The sequence below is a fragment of the Aminobacter sp. P4_D5 genome (assembly GCF_056401815.1).
In genome coordinates, this window is the sequence record NZ_JBFUIP010001367.1 from 1 (window position 1) to 524 (window position 524).

Here is a 524-nt window from a genome sequence, read left to right on the forward strand (position 1 = left end):
GCCATCTCTGGCCCCTATCGTCCGATCCATGCGTGGTTAAGGCTTTCCTCCGGCCCTCCGATGATGGCAGTGTCCCGGCCAAATCGAGGAAGGTCGGAGCCCGAATGAGCCAGTTCACCCACCCGGAGACCATCGCGCTCCATGGCGGCAGCCACCGCGCCGACCCGAGCATGGGTTCGGTCGCGGTGCCGATCCACCAGACGACGAGCTTCCAGTTCCAGGACACGGGCCACGCCGCCCGGCTCTTCGGCCTCGCCGAGCTCGGCAACATCTACTCCCGCATCATGAACCCGACCAACGACGCGCTGGAGACGCGCGTGGCGCAGCTCGAAGGCGGCGCGGCCGCGCTGAGCGTCGGCTCGGGCCAGGCGGCGACGACCTTCACGGTGCTGAACCTCTGCCAGGCCGGTGACAACATCGTCAGCAGCACCGACCTTTATGGCGGCACCTGGAACCTCTTCGCCAATACGATGAAGCAGTTCGGCATCGAGGTCCGCTTCGTGGACCCGGCCGACCCCGAGGCC

1 protein-coding gene is annotated in these 524 nt (G+C 67.2%); it reads left to right on the forward strand.

Annotated elements, in window-relative coordinates; all coding sequences use genetic code 11:
- Nucleotides 1–104: 104 nt before the first annotated feature.
- The coding region (locus AC1DWF_RS38450; RefSeq protein WP_476843646.1) for a PLP-dependent transferase at nt 105–524 on the forward strand (420 nt) is incomplete at its 3' end.